The 14,940-nt window shown below is 67.3% G+C and carries 13 protein-coding genes; 10 read left to right on the forward strand and 3 right to left on the reverse strand.

The window, feature by feature from the left end:
• A complete protein-coding gene (locus tag IB223_RS02100) occupies positions 1-465 on the forward strand; it encodes a DUF2269 domain-containing protein (RefSeq protein ID WP_192200031.1) in 465 nt (154 codons plus the stop codon).
• A gap of 12 nt (positions 466-477) precedes the next feature.
• Here IB223_RS02100 and IB223_RS02105 read toward each other — a convergent pair whose 3' ends face one another.
• A complete protein-coding gene (locus IB223_RS02105; protein WP_192201208.1) occupies positions 478-933 on the reverse strand; it encodes a nucleoside deaminase in 456 nt (151 codons plus the stop codon).
• Positions 934-1,093: 160 nt separating this feature from the next.
• Between IB223_RS02105 and IB223_RS02110 the strand changes: the two genes are divergently transcribed.
• The 6 genes from IB223_RS02110 to IB223_RS02135 all read left to right on the forward strand — a co-directional run bounded on the left by IB223_RS02110 (position 1,094) and on the right by IB223_RS02135 (position 9,202).
• Positions 1,094-2,716 (forward strand): hypothetical protein, encoded by a 1,623-nt coding sequence (locus tag IB223_RS02110; protein WP_192200032.1) that lies wholly within the window; start codon positions 1,094-1,096, stop codon positions 2,714-2,716.
• A gap of 350 nt (positions 2,717-3,066) precedes the next feature.
• The gene (locus IB223_RS02115; protein ID WP_192200033.1) at positions 3,067-4,614 is read left to right on the forward strand and encodes a hypothetical protein; all 1,548 of its coding nucleotides are present in this window, start codon (positions 3,067-3,069) and stop codon (positions 4,612-4,614) included.
• Positions 4,615-4,705: 91 nt separating this feature from the next.
• The gene (gene ubiE, locus IB223_RS02120) at positions 4,706-5,467 is read left to right on the forward strand and encodes a bifunctional demethylmenaquinone methyltransferase/2-methoxy-6-polyprenyl-1,4-benzoquinol methylase UbiE (RefSeq protein ID WP_192200034.1); all 762 of its coding nucleotides are present in this window, start codon (positions 4,706-4,708) and stop codon (positions 5,465-5,467) included.
• 88 nt (positions 5,468-5,555) lie between these two features.
• Positions 5,556-7,487: a M1 family metallopeptidase gene (locus IB223_RS02125; RefSeq protein WP_192200035.1), complete on the forward strand. Its 1,932-nt coding sequence runs from the start codon at positions 5,556-5,558 to the stop codon at positions 7,485-7,487.
• Positions 7,488-7,490: 3 nt separating this feature from the next.
• Positions 7,491-8,468, forward strand: a complete 978-nt coding sequence (locus tag IB223_RS02130) for an alpha/beta hydrolase (protein ID WP_192200036.1) — start codon at positions 7,491-7,493, stop codon at positions 8,466-8,468.
• An 11-nt stretch (positions 8,469-8,479) separates the two neighbouring features.
• Positions 8,480-9,202, forward strand: a complete 723-nt coding sequence (locus IB223_RS02135; protein ID WP_192201209.1) for a hypothetical protein — start codon at positions 8,480-8,482, stop codon at positions 9,200-9,202.
• 11 nt (positions 9,203-9,213) lie between these two features.
• Here IB223_RS02135 and IB223_RS19010 read toward each other — a convergent pair whose 3' ends face one another.
• A complete protein-coding gene (locus IB223_RS19010; protein WP_192200037.1) occupies positions 9,214-10,617 on the reverse strand; it encodes a GGDEF domain-containing protein in 1,404 nt (467 codons plus the stop codon).
• Positions 10,618-10,827: 210 nt separating this feature from the next.
• Positions 10,828-11,760, reverse strand: coding sequence for a carbohydrate kinase family protein (locus IB223_RS02145; protein WP_192200038.1), 933 nt, complete (start codon positions 11,758-11,760; stop codon positions 10,828-10,830).
• Between the two features lie 315 nt (positions 11,761-12,075).
• Between IB223_RS02145 and IB223_RS02150 the strand changes: the two genes are divergently transcribed.
• From IB223_RS02150 to mreD, 3 genes are all read left to right on the forward strand, one after another.
• Complete coding sequence (locus tag IB223_RS02150) at positions 12,076-13,122, forward strand: rod shape-determining protein (protein ID WP_055937350.1); 1,047 nt, start codon at positions 12,076-12,078, stop codon at positions 13,120-13,122.
• A 169-nt stretch (positions 13,123-13,291) separates the two neighbouring features.
• Positions 13,292-14,458, forward strand: a complete 1,167-nt coding sequence (mreC, locus tag IB223_RS02155; protein ID WP_192200039.1) for a rod shape-determining protein MreC — start codon at positions 13,292-13,294, stop codon at positions 14,456-14,458.
• Positions 14,455-14,940 carry a rod shape-determining protein MreD gene (gene mreD, locus IB223_RS02160; protein ID WP_192200040.1) on the forward strand — a complete coding sequence of 162 codons (486 nt, stop codon included), beginning with the start codon at positions 14,455-14,457 and terminating at the stop codon, positions 14,938-14,940. Before mreC ends, mreD begins: the two co-directional genes overlap by 4 nt.

A 14,940-nucleotide genomic window follows, 5' to 3' on the forward strand; every position in this document is an offset into this window, starting at 1 on the left:
ATGACCTACCTGTGGGTGAAGTGGATCCACATCCTGGCCTCCACGCTGCTATTCGGCACGGGGCTGGGTATCGCGTTCTTCATGTGGCTGGCGCACCTGCGCGGCGATCCGCGCGTGATCGCATCCACCGCGCGCACGGTGGTCATCGCCGACACCTGTTTCACTGCGCCGGCCGTCATCGTGCAGCTGGCCACGGGCTGGTGGCTGACCCGATTGTTGGGCCTGCCACTGGATGTCTTCTGGGTTAAGGCGGCACTGATGCTGTTTTTCGTGATCGGCGTGTGCTGGCTGCCGGTGCTGTGGCTGCAGATCCGTGCACGTGATCTGGCCCTGCAGGCGGTGGCAGCATCGCAGCCGCTGCCGCCGGCTTACTACCACGCGATGCGCTGGTGGTTCTGGCTCGGCTGGCCTGCCTTCATCAGCGTGATCGCGATCTTCTGGCTGATGGTGATGAAACCGGCCTGAGGGCCGCAGGCTTCAGTCCTCGCCGATATCCTCGTTCCACACCTCGGGATTGGCGCGGATGTAGTCGCCCAGCAGATCGATGCATTCCCGGTTCTGCAGATCGATGACATTGACGCCGGCTTCGCGGAGCCAGTCGATGCCGCCCTGGAAATTCACCGATTCGCCCACCACCACGGTGCCGATGTTGAACTGGCGCACCAGTCCGCTGCAGTACCAGCAGGGTGCGAGCGTGGTGACCATGATGGTGTCCTGGTAGCGCCGCTGGCGGCCTGCCTTGCGGAAGGCATCGGTCTCGCCGTGCACGGAAGGATCGCCTTCCTGCACGCGGCGGTTGTGGCCGCAGCCCAGCAATCGCCCATCGTCGCGGTACAGCGCGGCCCCGATCGGAATGCCACCTTCGGCCAGGCCTAGGCGCGCTTCGGCGATGGCGGTTTCGAGGAGGGCGCGGTAGTCGGGCACGTGGCTCATGAAGGGGTCGTCGTCGGCATGCAGCGTGACGCTGCTCAAGAATCCAGCATCACACATCCCCGAATGTGATGCCACTCACGGCGCGCATGATGCGTGCGCACTACAACGCCTCACGCGCGCGCGGCGCGCATCCGCATGACGATGGAGTGGGGGAGTGGACATGGAGACGCGAGCGGCGAAGGGTCGCAGGTGGGCGATCATCGTGGTGGCGATGCTGGGTCTTGCCGGGATGGGTAACGTCCGCGCGCAGACCATCGAACAGGGGCTACTGCAACTGGAGTGGGGCGATCCCGCGCGGCCGGCTCCCGGACAGGCACGCCTGCAACCCCGCTTCAACGCGCATCTGGTGAAGGACGATGGCAGCCGCATCGTGCTTGACGCGGCGCAGGCACGCCTGGCAGCAGGCGATCTGTATGTGCTGGCCAATCGCCGCGTGGCGGTGGCGTTCGCGGCACAGGGGCGCGTGATGTCGTCGGCGCCGGCCATCCAGGCCATCGTGCCGGCGGATCGGGTCACGCAATCGGCGCCCGTGCATCCCGCCAACGCGCGCGTGATGGCTGCGGCGCCCGTGGGTGGCAACACGCGCTGGGTCACCCTGATGTGCAAGTTCAGCGACATCGATGCCGAGCAGAAGAACAAGGCGTTCTTCGATTCCCAGTACGGCGAGGCGGTCGGGCAGCTCGGCCACTACTGGCGCGAGGTGTCCTACAACAAGATCGACCTGACGGGCAGCAGTGCGTACGGCTGGTTCACGCTGCCGCAGCCGCGCAGCCATTACGTCACGCAGGAGAACGGAAAGGACAAGGCCGATCTCAAGAAGCTGTTCGCCGATTGCGGTGCGGCGGCGGACGCGACGGTGGATTTCAACAGCGTGCAGGGCGTGAACATGATGTTCAACGGCAATCTGGATGGCTATGCCTGGGGAGGCGGGAGCTGCGCGCCGCTGGAAGGCAGGACCAACTTCTGCACGCGCGTGACGTGGAATCCGCCCTGGTCCTTCAGCAACCTCGCGCCACTCGCGCACGAGATGGGCCACGGTTACGGCTTGCCGCATTCGGACAACTCCGACGGCGACGACGACACCTACGACAATCCGTGGGACGTGATGAGCGATGGCTGGGCCAATGCAGTGGGCGACGCCACGTACGGCACGCGCCCCAAGCACATCAACATGTTCCAGCGGCACCGGTTGAACTGGGTGGACACGGCGCGCCAGCGGGTGATCGCGCTGGGTGACCTGGCCACGCGCGACATCGCGCTGGACTATGCCCACCTGCCAACGTCCGGCGATGTGCAGATGCTGGTGCTGTCACTGTCGCCGCAGGCGGATCCGTACGCGACCATCGTCTACACGCTGGAGGCGCGCAGGCGTCAGGGTGCCTACGAGAATGCACTCGCCGGCGACGCCGTGATCATCCACAGGGTCGAGCGCTCGGGTACCGCGTACAGCGTCGATGCCGACGTGCCGGCGGCCAATCGCGCGAACAACGAAGGCTCCATGTTCAAGGTGGGCGAGCGCTGGGTTACGCCTGAAGGGTCGCATGTGGTCACCGTCAAGGCGCAGACGGCGACCGGCTTCGTGTTGACGATCGGTCCGCCGCGCGTCATGAGCAGTCCGCTGCCCGCACTGGTGAGGACGACGCCCGTGACGTCCTCATCCGCGTCATCCCCGGTCGTCGCGCCGGAGAGCGGCAGTGGCGTGCGCGCGATGCCACCTGCCCGTTGCAGTTCCGCGCGTACGGGCAACTCGCGCGCGGCGGTGTGCACACTGCGCGAGCGCTGAGCCGTAGGGGATCTCCCGACACGCTCCGGTATTCCCTGACGCGGCGCCAGTGCGCGGCGTTGTCCGCGAACACGATGAGGTTCGCGTTCGATTCCTGTACTGCATCTCAGTTCGGAACATCCGTGTCGCGAATGGGCGCATTGGCCGCGAAACCGGCTCAAGACCCGCGCAAGCCAGCCGACACCCCCCATGGCGGTGTCATGTCGGCCCGCCGATCGTGAGCGGGGTCGCGCGTGTTCAAACACCGATCGGCCGATGCACGGCAGATGAGCGTTCGGGCGCTCATCACCGGATGTGTATTGGCATTGGCAGGCATTCTTCCGGCCATTCCGCTGCGGGCGGAAACCGTCGTGCAAGGCATCCTGCAACTGCAGTGGGCGGACCCTCCGCGCGCGCTGCATGGCCGGGCGCTGGCAGCGCCGCAGCTGGACGTATGGCTGGAAACCGGTCCTGGCCAGCGCATGCCGCTGGATGTCGCGCAATCCCGGCGCGCGGCCGGCGACCTGTATGCGCTGGCGAACCGCCATGTCGCGGTGTCGTACCGGGCACCGGCCACGAAGGTGATGTCGTCCTCGTCTGCACGCGCCGTGATCGACACCATCGTGCCCACCGGACGGGTTCCGCAACGGGCGACATCGGTGGGTGCGGATGGCCGCGTGATGGCCGCGGCGCCCGTGCTCGGCGCGACGCGCTGGGTGACGCTGATGTGCAAGTTCGCCGACATCGAAAGCGAGCAGAAGCCGCGCGCCTATTTCCAGGAGCAGTACGGCAACGCGCCGGGCCAGCTGGGCCACTACTGGTCGGAGGTGTCCTACGGCCAGGTCAACCTTGCGGGAAGCACGGCGCACGGCTGGTACACCTTGCCGCAACCACGAGCCGCTTACCTGACCACCACCAACGGCAAGCAGAAGGCGCAGCTGTCCACGCTTTTCGCGGATTGCGCGGCGGCTGCGGATGCCGAGGTGGACTTCAGGAACATCCAGGGCGTCAACCTGATGTTCAACGGTGAACTGGATGGCAACGCGTGGGGCGGCGGCGCCTGTGCGACGCTCGACGGTGTGTACACCTGCACGCGGGTAACGTGGAGCCCACCCTGGTCGTTCGCCAACCTGGCGCCGCTTGCCCACGAGATGGGGCATGGCTACGGGTTGCCGCATTCCGACAATTCCGACGGTGACAGCGACACCTACGACAATCCGTGGGACCTGATGAGCGATGCCTGGCGCAACGCCACCAGTGATACGACCTACGGCCTGCTGCCCAAGCACATCAACATGTACCAGCGCGAGCGGCTGGGCTGGTTGCCGGCGTCGCGCAAGCGCACCATCGCCGCCGACAACCGCGAGACGCAGGAGTTCGTGCTGGATGCCGCCAGTCTGGTGCAGACGACCCATGCGCAAATGGTCGTGCTGGCCATGCCGTCGCAACCGGATCCGTACAAGACCGTGATCTACACGCTGGAAGCGCGGCGGCGCACCGGGACCTACGAGGCCAAGCTGGCCGGTGACGCGGTGATCATCCACAAGCTGGAGGATTACGGCATCGCCCACAGCGTCGACCGTGATGTTCCCGCCGCCACCCTGTCGAGCAATGAAGGCTCGATGCTGAAGGCGGGCGGTCGCTGGAACACGCCCGACGATCTGCATTGGGTCGAGGTGGTGTCGGCGACGGCGAATGGCTTTGTGGTGCGCGTCGGGCCACGACCGCGCTCGATGAGCTCGCCGGCGCCCGTGCTCGTGAGGCCGGCCATGGTCGCGGCTTCTTCGTCGCCGCCGGTCAGCCAGCCACCACGCGTGACGCCGGTGGCCGCCGCGGCCGACAGGGCCCGCAGGCGCGGCTGCGACGTCCTGCCCAGGGCCCTGCGCCTCCAGGCCGTGTGTGCGCTGATGGAGCGCTGAGCACGCAGGTCCGGGGTCGCCCGGCCTGCTTGGATACGGGGTGGATGCCCTGGGCGTGGGCTGGCCCGGCCGGTAGTGCGATAATCCGGTGATGAGCGAATCTCCCTACGAACGCGGCACCACCCATTTCGGCTTCCGCGATGTCGCCGCCAAGGACAAGCAGAAGCTGGTGGGCGAGGTCTTCACGTCGGTCGCCGGCAACTACGACCTGATGAACGACCTGATGAGCCTCGGCATCCATCGGGTGTGGAAGCGCTACTTCGTGGGCACCTGCCAGGTGAAGCGCGGCGACCGCGTGCTGGACCTCGCGGGTGGCACGGGCGACATCGCCGCATTGCTGAAGGACCGCGTCGGCGAGACCGGACAGATCGTGCTGGGCGACATCAATGCCGGCATGTTGTCGGTGGGCCGTGACCGCATGACCGACCGCGGCCTGGTCCAGGGCCTGGAGTACGTGCAGTGCAACGCCGAGGCATTGCCGTTTCCCGACGCCAGCTTCGACCTGGTGACCATTGCGTTCGGCCTGCGCAACGTCACCGACAAGGACGCCGCGCTGCGCGACATGCACCGCGTGCTGAAGGTCGGTGGCCAGGCGCGCGTGCTTGAGTTTTCCGAAGTCACGGTGGACTGGTTCAAGCCCGTGTACGACTTCCACTCGTTCAAGGTGTTGCCGAAACTGGGGAAACTGTTCGCGCAGGACGCGGACAGCTACCAGTACCTGGCCGAGAGCATCCGCAAACATCCGCCGCAGGCCGAACTGCAGGGCATGATGGATGCTGCGGGCTTCGCGAGGACGAGCTACAAGAACCTCTCCGCCGGCATCGTGGCCATCCATACCGGTTACAAGGTCTGAGCAGGCGCGCCGCATCCCGGCAGGACGGGCCGGTCCGCCGCGCGGCGCGGTAAACTTGGGACTTCCCCCGATCGCTGGAAGTCCCCTGATGCGTTCACTGGCTTTGCTGTTGTCCTGCGCCGCCGTGCTGGTGGCCGGTTGCTCCAAGGAACCTGAATCCGCCCCCGTGGCCGCCATGCCCAAGCCCGCCATCGAGAAGGCCGTCGACCGCGACGAGCATTCCTATGCCGAACCGCAGAAGGTCGCCATCGCCGACCTGGCGCTGGACATCGCCGTCGACTTCGATGCCAAGACCATCGGTGGTATCGCCACCTACACCCTGGACTGGAAGGACAAGGCCGCCACCCAGCTGGTGCTGGATACGCGCGACCTGACCATCGAGAAGGTCGAGGGCCTTCGACAGGCTCAGGCCGATCGGTCGGAAGAATGGGCGCCGCTGCAGTACGCGCTGGCCGCCAAGGATCCGGTGCTGGGCAGCAAGCTGACCATCGAGACGCCGGCGCGCAACGCCAAGGTCAAGGTCACCTACACGAGCTCGCCGGAGGCCTCCGGCCTGCAGTGGCTGACACCGGAAATGACCGAAGGCAAGCGGCTGCCCTTCATGTTCAGCCAGTCGCAGCAGATCCACGCGCGCAGCTGGGTGCCGCTGCAGGACACGCCGCAGGTGCGCTACACCTACAGCGCGCACGTGACCTCGCGTCCGGACGTGATGGTGCTGATGAGCGCCGACAACGATCCGGCCGCCGTGCGCGACGGCGACTACACCTTCAAGATGCCGCAGAAGATCCCGTCGTACCTGATGGCGATCGCCGCAGGCGACCTGGTCTTCAAGCCGATCTCCGCCCGCAGCGGCGTATGGGCCGAGCCGGCGATGGTCGACAAGGCCACGAAGGAGTTCGAAGACACCGAAAAGATGATCGCCACCACCGAGCAGCTGTACGGCCCCTACCGTTGGGACCGCTACGACATGCTGGTGCTGCCGCCGTCGTTCCCGTACGGCGGCATGGAAAACCCGCGCCTGAGCTTCATCACGCCCACCGTGATCGTCGGCGACAAGACGCTGGTCTCGCTGATCGCGCATGAGCTGGCGCACAGCTGGTCGGGCAACCTGGTGACGTTCTCCAGCGCCAAGCACGGCTGGTTGAATGAGGGCTTCACCAGTTACGTGGAGAACCGCATCGTCGAATCCCTGTATGGCAAGGAACAGGCCAGCATGGAATACGCGATCGCGCGCAACAGCCTGAAGAAGGAAATCGGCACGATGCCGGAGGCCACCCAGGCGCTGGCGGTGAAGCCGGGCACGAAGCTGGATGCCGACGACGCGCTCAGCGCCGTGTCCTACGACAAGGGCGCCTGGTTCCTGCAGATGCTGGAGGAGCGTTTCGGCCGGCAGGAATTCGACGCCTTCCTGCGCGGCTACTTCGACCACTTCGCTTTCCAGAGCATCACCACTGAACAGTTCCTGGACTATGCGAAGAAGAACCTGTTCGACAAGCATCCGAACCTGGTCAGCGATGCCGAGATCCAGGAATGGATCTATGCGCCGGGCATTCCGGCGCGCGCTCCGCAGGTGCAGTCTCGCGGCTTCTCCAGCACCGACACCGCACGCATCGCTTGGCAGGGAAGCGGCCAGTTGCCGAACCCGCAGGTCACCGGCACCTGGATCACCCAGCAGTGGGTGCACTTCATCGAGGGCATGGGTGACAAGCTGACCGTGGAGCAGCTCAAGCAGCTCGACGACGCGTATCACTTCACGGGCACCGCCAATGGCGAGATCGCGATGCGCTGGTATCCGCTGACGATCCGCAGCGGCTACGTGGATGCGCGTCCGGAGATCGCCAGGTTCATCGAGCGCGTCGGCCGCCGCAAGCTGATCATGCCGATCTACGAAGAACTGGCGAAGACGCCGGATGGCCTGGCCTTCGCACGCGAGAGCTTCGCGCGCGCCAGGCCGGGCTACCACCCGATCACGACGGGTTCGGTCGAGGCGACGCTGGCGAAGGCACCGGCGGGCCCGTAAGGCATGCCGCTCCGCCTGACCCGCGCACGGACGGTCGCCCTGGGGGCGGCCGTTTTTGTCTGTGCACTGGTGGCGTGGGCATGGCGGGACCCGATGGCGCCGCTGCGTGCCGTCATGGCCGTGCAGGGAGCGTGGGTCGGGCTGTCCGAGAAACGCATCGTCATCGGCGACCACCGCTGGGCCTACGACGAGCGCGAAGCGGCGTCGGACGATGCCCCGACGGTGGTCATGGTGCATGGCTTCACCGGCAGCAAGGAGAACTGGTATCCACTCGCGGCGCGGCTGCGCGGCCGGTACCGGCTCGTCATCCCCGACCTGCCGGGCTGGGGCGAGAGCCAGCGTGTCGCCGGGGCCGACTACGGATTCTCCGCGCAGGCCGGGAGGCTGGCGGCGTTCCTTGCGCAGGTCCGGCGCGATGGCAGCCCGATCGTGCTGCTCGGCCATTCGATGGGCGGCGGCATCGTGGCGATCACGTCGGCCCGGCATCCGGAACTCGTCGCACGCGTGGGCCTCATCGATGCGGCAGGCGTGCGGTTCGCCGACAACCGCTTCGGCATCGAGGTGCTGGCCGGGCAGAATCCGTTTGCCGTCCACGATGCCGCGTCGCTGCAGCGCTACCTCGATACCGTCTTCCACGATCGCGGCGTGCAGCCGTCCATCCCGTGGCCGGCATCGCGGGCGGTGATCGACTGGCGTATCGCGCAGGCGCCATTCGAGCAGCAGGTGCTGGACCGCATCGGCCGCAGCAACGAACGTTTCCTGCCCGGCGAAGCGGCTGCGGCGATCCGCCAGCCGGCGCTGCTGCTGTGGTGCCGGCAGGACCGCGTGATCGATCCCAGCGCGATGGCGCTGTATGCCGCGAAGATGCCGCAGGCCATGCAGGTTTCACTCGATGGTTGCGGCCACATGTCCATCATGGAAAAACCCGACGAGGTGGCGGCCGCAGTCGCCCTGTTGATCCAGCGAGGCGTACCCCGATGAAGAAGCACGCAATGAAGTCCTTCCTGCTGGCGATCGCCTGCCTGGCCGTCTCGGCCTGCGGCGATCGCGAAGCCGAACGCGCTGCCGCTGCTGCCGCGCAGGCCGCCGCCGTCGAGCAGCAGGCGGCCGAACTGGCGAAGAAATACGACAGCGCCGTGGCCTCCAGCGACTGGGACATGGCGCGCATCCACGGCGTGGCGCTGCTCGACCAGTATCCGCAGAGCGAGGCGGCTGCCCGCATCGGCCCGGGCCTGGATGACGTGAAGGGAAAGGCTGAAGCCGCGCGCGAGCAGCGCCGGATGGAAGCCCTGTGGGACTACTCGCAGGTAGGCACCGACGGCGGCACGCAGCGTTCGGCCGCGCTGCTGAGCAAGGAGCCGGTGGATGTGGACGGCAACGGGGCCAAGCCGGTGCAACTGGTGTTCCGCGATCATCCCACCTGGAAGCGCAGCAGCTACCTGGTGCTGCAGGCGAGCGACTTCGCCCGGGCCTGCTACAGCCGCTGCCAGGTGTCCGTGGTCGCCGATGGCGCGGTACCCCGACGCATGTCGGCCAACCGTCCGGATACCGATGAAGCCACCGCGATGTTCATCGACGACGAGAAGGCCCTGTGGCGGCTCGCGCGCAAGACGAAGGTGCTGGAGATCGAGTTCACGGTGAAGGATGGCAGCACGCACAAGGCCGTGTTCGAAACGGGCGGCCTGGACGGCAGCCAGATGCCGGGATGGGATTGAGGCCGACGGCGCTACGCCACCACCCGGTTGCGCCCCGTCGCCTTGGCGCGATAGAGCGCCACGTCGGCCTGGCTGAGTAGCCGTTCCAGCGCGTCGGCGCTCTCAGGACGGGAGGGAGCGGACACGCCGACGCTTACCGTGATGTCGAGGATGCGCCCGTCGTCCAGCGGCATGGGTTCGCCTGCGAGTTCGCGCAGGCGCTCGGCCACGGCGATGGCCGACACCGCGTCGACGCCCGGCAGCAGGACGGCGAATTCCTCGCCCCCCAGACGGCCGAACAGGCCGTCTTCTCGCAGGTGCGAGCGCATCCGTTGCGCGAACGTCACCAGCACGGTGTCGCCCGCGGCGTGTCCGTGGCGATCGTTGACCGACTTGAAGTGGTCGATGTCCAGCATCATCGCGGCAACGGGTTGGCCGTGCCGGTGGGCGTGCGCGATCAGGTCGCCGCCGCGGCGCAGGAAGGCGCGGCGGTTCAATGCGCTGGTCAGCGCGTCGTGGTCGGCGGTGTGGTTGAGGGTGGCGAGCAGGCGGTTGCGCATCGCGTTGACGCTGGCGACCGTGAGGGGTGCCACGGCCAGCAGGGCCATGCCCATGCGCAATGAAATGACCGGCTGCACGCTGGTCTCCTGCAGTTGCAGATCGATCAGGCCCGTCGCGATCGCGATCAATGTCCACATGCACAGCAATGCCGTGATCACCGCCGTGGTGAACAGCCGATACGCCAACGCGCACCACAGCAATGCCGGTACGGGAAACGCGATGGCGCCGGGGCCGCCGATGGCCACGCCCAGCAGGATCGTCAGCGCCAGCGCGACCAGCGGCATCAGCAGCAGGGGCCGCTGGCGTGCGCGGTCCAGTCCGTCGCGGAGTTCGCGAAGCCCTTGCCCGGGCGCGGGAGCCAGCAGGACGACCGGCAGGACGGTGACGTAGCTGACCAGTTCGGCGGAAAACCAGAAGCCGCTGGCGGTCAGGAAGCCCATCCGCATCATCGCGTGCGAGGTCAGGCTGCCCACCAGGCTCGCGCCCACCGCCGCCGTTGCCGAGACCGCCAGCACCCACAGCATGGACAGCGGATGCTGCAGGCGGAGGTCTTCCTCGCGGATGTGCCGGAACACGAGATACCCGGCCAGTACGCCCGCCAGGTTTGCCGCCGTCAGGCGCAGGGTGGTGGGCAGCGAAGTGCCGGTGAGCAGGTCCGCCGCGACATAGCCCAGCGCTGCCGCAGCCCAGCCGGCGGGTGATGCAAGCGCCGGACGGCGCGCGAACAGCCCCAACAGCAATGCATTGGTCAGCCAGAACGCGGCCAGCTGCTTCTCGGGACGGGTCAGGATGCCGAGGCCGCTGGCAAGGAAGACCACCACGGCGACCAGCAGGGCCTGGCATGACAACCGACGGAACAGGGCGATGGCGGGCACGGGATCGCTTGGATCCCGTGGAATGGGTTGGCGTTGCTGCCCGACCATGCTGCCCCTGCCTGATTGCTGACGGCGCGGAGACCGGCGCCAGCGCCATCCCCCGGTCTTACCTTACGCATTGCGCATCGGCAGCGCGAGTGTGCCGATGGGCCGGAGGCGTGTCAGCCGCAGCCAAGGCCCCGGCGGGAAGCGGGGCTGCGCTGGTTGCGGTTACAGCGAATAGCCGAACTGCTGCTTGAACTGTTCGTTGAACTCGTCGTAGTCGAAGCGCTGGTTCTGGGTGCCCGGGTGCTCGACTTTCAAGGCCCCCATCAGGTTGCCCATGCGGCCGATGGTCAGCCAGTCGTAGCCCTTCTCGATGCCGAAGATCAGGCCGGCGCGGAAGGCGTCGCCACAGCCGGTGGGGTCGGTCACGCGGCGCTCGTGCGCCGGCGGGATGTCGTAGGTCTTGTCCGGCGTATGGATCTGCGAGCCGTGCGGGCCGCGGGTGGTGATGTAGGCCTTCACGCGCTTGACGATGTCGGCCTCGTTCCAGCCGGTGCGTTCCTGCAGCAGGTTGGACTCGTAATCGTTGACGGTCACATAGTCCGCCAGTTCGATGAAGTTGCGCAGTTCCTCACCGTTGAACAGCGGCATGGCCTGACCCGGGTCGAAAATGAAGGGAATCCCGCCTTCCGCGAACTCGGCCGCGTTCTGGATCATGCCCTCGCGTCCGTCCGGGCTGACGATACCGAACGTCACCCCGGCCACGTCCTTCACGTGGTTCTCGTAGCTGCGCATCATCGCGCCCGGATGGAAGGCGGTGATCTGGTTGTTGTCGTGATCGGTGGTGATGAACGCCTGCGGGGTGAACAGCTCGTCGATCACCTTCACCTTCTCCAGCCGGATGCCCTGCTCGGTGAAGTGCTCGCGATACGGGCCGAAATCCTGCCCCACCGTGGCCATCGGGATCGGATCCCCGCCCAGCAGCTTCAGGTTGTAGGCGATGTTGCCCGCACAGCCACCGAACTCGCGGCGCATGCGCGGCACCAGGAACGACACGTTCAGGATGTGCACCTTGTCCGGCAGGATGTGGTTCTTGAACTGGTCCGGGAACACCATGATGGTGTCGTAGGCAAGGGAACCACAGATCAGTGCGGACATCGGCAGACTCGGTTGGAGGCGGATGCGGCCGTCCCGGGCCGCAGGAAAATCGGGACGTGCGCCCCATTCCCGGTGCGCCGGTGCGAAGGTTACCGGCTGGGGCCGGTGCCGACCAGCCTTGATCCGGCGCTGCCGGCCGCGCGGTCGCCAGGACCATGCGTGCGGGCGGACGCAGCGAACAGCGGTTTTCCCCGTGTATTCACGAGATTTTTCCTTGCCCGCACCATGCCGGATTGTTAGGCTAGCTGACTTCGTTTTTTGCCCAAAAAATCGCCATTTCAAGGCGATCCGCCCCCAGCAGGAACCCGTCCCCCGATGTTCAAGAAGCTCCGCGGCATGTTCTCCAACGACCTGTCCATCGACCTGGGCACGGCCAATACCCTGATCTACGTGCGCGGGCAGGGCATCGTGCTGAACGAACCCTCGGTCGTGGCGGTGCGCCAGGACCGTGCCATCGGCGGTTCGCGCTCGGTCGCGGCGGTCGGCGCGGAGGCCAAGCAGATGCTCGGCCGTACCCCGGGCCACATCACCACCATCCGCCCGATGAAGGATGGCGTGATCGCCGACTTCACCTACACCGAGGCGATGCTGAAGTACTTCATCAAGAAGGTGCACAAGTCGCGCTTCCTGCGCCCCAGCCCGCGCGTGCTGGTGTGCGTGCCGGCAGGCTCCACCCAGGTGGAGCGCCGCGCCATCAAGGAATCGGCCGAAGAGGCCGGCGCGCGTGACGTCTACCTGATCGAGGAGCCCATGGCGGCGGCGATCGGTGCCGGCATGCCGGTGACCGAGGCGCGCGGTTCGATGGTCATCGACATCGGCGGCGGCACCACCGAGGTAGCGGTGATCTCGCTGAACGGCATCGTCTATTCGCAGTCGGTCCGCATCGGCGGCGACCGCTTCGACGAGTTCATCACCAACTACGTGCGCCGCAACCACGGCATGCTGATCGGTGAGGCCACCGCCGAGCGCATCAAGCTGGAGATCGGCTGCGCCTACCCGCAGGCCGAGGTGCAGGAGATGGAGATCTCCGGCCGCAACCTCGCCGAGGGCGTGCCGAAGATGATCAAGATCAACTCCAACGAAGTGCTGGAAGCCCTGCACGAGCCGCTGTCCGGCATCGTCAGCGCGGTCAAGCTGGCGCTGGAGCAGACCCCGCCGGAACTGTGCGCCGACGTCGCCGAGCGCGGCATCGTGCTGACCGGCGGCGGTGCCCTGCTGCGCGACCTCGACCGCCTGATCAGCGAGGAGACCGGCCTGCACGTGCAGGTGGCCGACGATCCGTTGACCTGCGTGGCCCGCGGTGGCGGTCGTGCGCTGGAGCTGGTGGACATGCACGGCAACGAGTTCTTCGCGCCGGAATGAAGAACGGAAAGGGGAACCGGGAGTCGGGGATGGGCATGTCGCCCGTCCGTGTTCCTGGTTTTCCCGACCCGCGTCCGCTTCCGCAGCCGTTGCCGGAGGCGCACGATTCGAGACGCCGTCCACGCGCGTTTTCCCATTCCCGAGTCCCCCTTCCCGACGCCCGGCCCTGATGCCTTCCTACGCCGGTCCCCCCGTTGCCTCCCGCCCCGGTGAAGTCGCCAGTACGCTCCGGTTGCTGGGCTATCTGGCGCTGACCATTGCGCTGGTGATCCTGGACCATCGTGGTGGCTGGCTGTCGCAGGTGCGTGCGCAGGCCAACGTGGTCACGCAGCCGTTGTGGTGGCTGGCTGGCCTGCCCGGCCGCGTGACCACCCGCGTACAGGACGATGCCGCGACGCGCAGCGGGCTGCAGGAAGAGAACGCGCGCCTGCGCAACGATGCGCTGGTCGCCAACGCCCGGCTCGCCCGCCTGCAAACGGCGGCGGCCGACAACGCGCAGTTGCGCGCGCTGCTGGGCGTGAAGACATCCCGCGGACTGGACGTGCAACTGGCCCCCATCCTGGACATCGACCTGGCACCCGGCCGCCAGCGCCTGGTGCTGGATGCGGGCAGCCGCGCGGGAGCTACCGTCGGCCAGTCGGTGATCGACGCGGGCGGCCTGATGGGCCAGATCATCGAGACCACGCCTGCCCATGCCACCGTGCTGCTGTTGACCGACCCCGACCACGCGGTGCCGGTGGTGATCGCGCGCAACGGCGTGCGGCTGATCGTCTATGGGCGCGGCCGCAGCGATCTGCTGGAACTGGCCGATGTGCCGCTGAACAGTGGCGCGCAGGTGGGTGATCTGCTGGTGACCTCCGGCCTAGGTGGCCGCTTTCCGGCCGGGTTCCCGGTCGGCACGATTTCGGCCCTGCGACCGGATGACAGCCACGCGTTCCTGATCGGCGACGTCACGCCGGCCGCACGCCTGGACCGCGGCCGCGACGTGCTGCTGCTGAAGTCCGCACCGCCACAGCCGTTGCCGCCGGCCGATCCGGCGCGGTTCCTGCCTGAAGCGTCGTTGCCCGTGGAAGGCGCGACACAGCCGGAAGACGCGCCCGCGTCCGCACCCGCGACCCAAAGCCCCTCTCCCGCCGGGAGCGGGGTTGGGGTGAGGGGCAACGAAGGCAGTGTGGGCGCCGCTGAACAAGCGGCCACCGCGCCCGCGACGGTTTCCTCGCAGGCTACGAACGCTGCGAACGTCCCGACCCTCACCCCAACCCCTCTCCCGGGGGGAGAGGGGCTCAACGCACGCGCCCGACGCACTGAACCTCCGCCGCAGGAGCCGCAACGATGAGTCGCTCGCGCGCGGGCTGGCTGATGCCGGTGAGCATTGTCATCGCCCTGCTGCTGGGCCTGCTGCCGTTGCCCGACCTGCTGCAGCCGCTGCGTCCCTACTGGCTGGCGCTGATCGTGGCCTACTGGGTGATCGAGGCACCGGACAGCGCCGGCCTCGGTTTCGCCGTCGCCATCGGCCTGGTCGCCGACCTGATGTTCGGGACCCTGCTGGGCGAACAGGCGCTGCGCCTGCTCATCATGGCGTTCATCCTGCAGCGCTTCCGCGCGCGGTTGCGTTTCTTCCCGATGTCGCAGCAGGCGCTGGCCATCGGTGGCCTGCTGCTCAACGATCGCATCGTGACCACGGTGGTGCATCTGGCGCTGGGCGAACCGACGCTTCCGTGGGAATACTGGTGGGCGCCGCTGCTGGGCATGTTGCTGTGGCCGCCGCTGTTCGTGCTGATGGACGCGCTGCGGCTGGGTCGCCGCAAGCGGGGCTGA

The organism is Pseudoxanthomonas sp. PXM03, from assembly GCF_014852005.1.
In the GTDB taxonomy this organism is placed as follows: Bacteria; Pseudomonadota; Gammaproteobacteria; order Xanthomonadales; family Xanthomonadaceae; genus Pseudoxanthomonas_A.